The sequence below is a fragment of the Pseudomonas sp. PS01299 genome, assembly GCF_029960145.1.
Taxonomy (GTDB): Bacteria; Pseudomonadota; Gammaproteobacteria; order Pseudomonadales; family Pseudomonadaceae; genus Aquipseudomonas; species Aquipseudomonas putida_A.
The window spans coordinates 1-3,135 of the sequence record NZ_JASCPO010000393.1; the positions used below are offsets into that span (position 1 = coordinate 1).

The 3,135-nt window shown below is 57.7% G+C and carries 1 protein-coding gene and 1 pseudogene; one reads left to right on the forward strand and one right to left on the reverse strand.

The features are described 5' to 3' along the window. The first annotated feature begins 136 nt into the window (after positions 1-136). Positions 137-496 (forward strand): DUF6124 family protein, encoded by a 360-nt coding sequence (locus QMX91_RS30140; protein WP_282413836.1) that lies wholly within the window; start codon positions 137-139, stop codon positions 494-496. 171 nt (positions 497-667) lie between these two features. Here QMX91_RS30140 and QMX91_RS30145 read toward each other — a convergent pair. Beyond that, positions 668-3,135 (reverse strand): annotated as a pseudogene (locus QMX91_RS30145) (hypothetical protein); the annotation flags it as partial.

Sequence of the window (3,135 nt, forward strand, 5' to 3'; positions counted from 1 at the left end):
GCCCCCCCCTGTAGGAGCTGCCGAAGGCTGCGATCTTTTGATGTTGCTTTTAAAAAACAAGATCAAAAGATCGCAGCCTTCGGCAGCTCCTACAGGGAGTCATTCTTCCAAAGTACCTTGATCGGAGTTCCATCTGATGCCCGAAACCCCACCCAATCCGCCAGTCACAGAATCGGTATCGCCTTACGAATCCCTCAACTCCAGAAAACTCCACGAAGCCGCCGAACGCGCCCTCGACCATTACCTCGCACCCGCGCAAATCATGGCCACACCCTACACCCCCAGCAGCATGTTCCTGGTCAACCCACAAACCGATACCGAATCCCTGCTGGCCAACGCCTGCGAATCCCTGGCCTCGGCCACGGTCATGCTCGGTGATTTCGCCGGCACGCTGGAGGGGCCGAGTCGTAATACGGTGTTGGGCATTGCGCAGGTGGTGATGCTGGGGGAGTTGGCGGTGAATCAGGTGCTGGATAATGTTGTGCCCAAGGAATAGGTGCTGACAGTTCTGGCCTCTTCGCGAGCAAGCCCGCTCCCACAGTGGATCTGCGTTAGTCACAGGTTATGTGTCCGGCAAAGATCCATTGCAGGCGTGAGCCCGCTCACCCTTATCCCGCTTACTGCTCACCCGCGCCCTAACATCTCTGAGTTCAAAGCGACAGGTTTATTAGCTTTTGAAAGAGACTGACGTCAGCAAAAGCTGCTGGTGGGCATCACTTGCTTCGGACTCCATCACGAATTTGATTGTGTCGAACGCTTCGCCGTTAATTGGGGCTACTTCCCTCACAATATTACTTTCGCCATCGCCGATGTAGAGCACTGTTAAGCCCACCACTTCATTTCTCTGTAAGAACTCAAGCTGGACGTGAAAAAGATGTCCGAAGGAGTTGACAACCCTCCCTATTATTTTCGCACTCTTGGCGCTCCCATGGTTCAGCGCTAAGGAGTACGTCATTAAGCCTGGAGCATAAAGGGGCGAAAGATAACTCCACAAAGCATACCCCGGACTATTGCTCGCCCCAATCCTATGTCTCCTTTCCCAATTCCCGTTGCTTGTAATCATCGTTACTTTGGTGTGCGTTCCCTCGAGGGATTCACCTGGGTGCTCGACTAGTTTTTCCCGTGGATATGACTGAAAGTCTTCAACGAGGTCAACGAGATCGGCCACAGTCAACGTCCACTCTTCCGACTCCGTTCCGCTGCCATACAACGCCTTGGCTTTGAACACATGCTTCGTACGTGTCAGCCCGGTCAGTTCAACAGTCCATATACCTTTGTCATCGGCCTTGGGCTTTTTGCCAGTGGAGGTAGCACCGTCGAAGATTTCCACTTCCTGCCCTACAGCTGCGGTGCCCTCAAGCGTGATCGAGGTGTCGCCAGTCGTGCCGCCCGGGAGAATCTCATTCCCTTTGGAGTCTTTCGATCCGGTAATTTCTGGCCGCACATCCTCAATCGCTTTGATCGTATAAGTGCGCACTGGAAACGCCACCGCCTCACTCTCCACCGTGCTCTGACCAAGCGCCGCTTTGAACGCCAATTCCAGATCGCTGCCATCCTGCAGAGCTTTGAGCTCATCGGCTGGAAGCGGAGCAGTGAAGAACCGGTCAGCAATCCAGTCGGGGGTGGTGCCGGCCGTCGGCGCGCTCCAGATCTCGCGCAGGTAGGCGCTGCCGTCGGCATTGGTCCCGTGCAAGCGCAACCAGACGTACTGGCCGAGGGCGATCAGCGGCCAGTCACCCATGCGTACGGAAGCTTGGGTCAGGTTGCCGGTATGCAGTTCCGGGCCGGCGCCGTCGTTGTCGGCCTGCTCGATGGTGGGGCTGGCCAGCGCGCTCTGCGGCATTGCTTGCACCGTCAGGTCAAATACCCGGGACGGTGTTGGATGACCATCAATGATGACGACGTAGGAGACTTTTACCCGCTTACCCAGATTGAACGCCACCACGCTGTTGGGGATCGCAAACTCAAGCCCTTCGCTTACCGCACGCGGCGCTGAGGTGTGCGACCCACCGGCCGGCGTGCCGTCAGCGCCAGTCCAGGTGACGCTGATTTCATGGTTTGGCAGCAACGCGGTGTTGTCCGGCACCACGATGGTCAAGGTGTCCCTGACCAGCAGCGGGTTGAGTGCGCTGTCGCCGTTGTTCTCCTTGATAGAGGGGGCGAGCAGTTCCAGCGCGACGCCCACGGTGAACACCAATGGATTCGAGAGGCTGGTCTCATTTGTGGCATGGCGCCAGAGCTGGTAGCGGACGGTGATCTTGCCGCCGCGGTTCGGTTCGATGTGTTGGGCGACGAAGGCGGCGTCCAGGTTGATGACCCAGTCTTGCTGGGCGGTTACGGCATTGAATGTGCGGGACCCGGGTTCCTCGCCGGAGATGTCGCCCACCCACTTCCAGGTGGCCTCGTCGTTGGCTACCCATGGCTTCACCACAGGCCTGGGGATGGTCAGTCTACTGGTACCGCCGGGCAGTGTGGCCGGGTCGAGGAAGCCGTTCGCCACCCCGAGGACAATGGGTGCGTCCAGCTCGAATTTCGGTTCACCCACATTGAGCAATTTCGTGTGCAGCGACTCGCGTCTGAGGATCTCGTCGCCCTCGGCTATCAGCAGGTCGTACCACCCCTTCAGGGTTCCGCCGTCAAGGAGCTTGAGGTTGTAGTCATCGACGGTGATGACAAAACCTTCGGGATTCTCGACTTCATCCTCCTCGGGAATGTGCCACTCCAACTCAGGCAGGAAGGTGCTGCCGTCCGGACGTTTACCCAACAGGAACAGCTCAATGCCCATGCCGTACTCGATGGCCGGATCGAACGGAATGCGGACGTTGATGGGGGTCTTCGTGGGATCGATGAAGTCACCCTCGGCTTCTTCGATGATCGGTGCGGCCAGGCGGTGGGCTGCGCCGGTGACTTGTACAAACTGCCCTTTTGAGCGTAACGGGTCACTGCTGCCGCTGCGTTCCAGCCGATAGAAGAAACTGACCTGGGTATTGACCAGTTTGCGCACGGCCGCAATGGACAGCTTGAACTCGTAGTTATGCGGGATATTGTCGACGGTCTGGGGCAGGGCGGTGACTTCGACTTTTTCGCCCTCCAGGGTGGTGCCGAGCATGGTCAAGTGAATGATGTCATCCATCT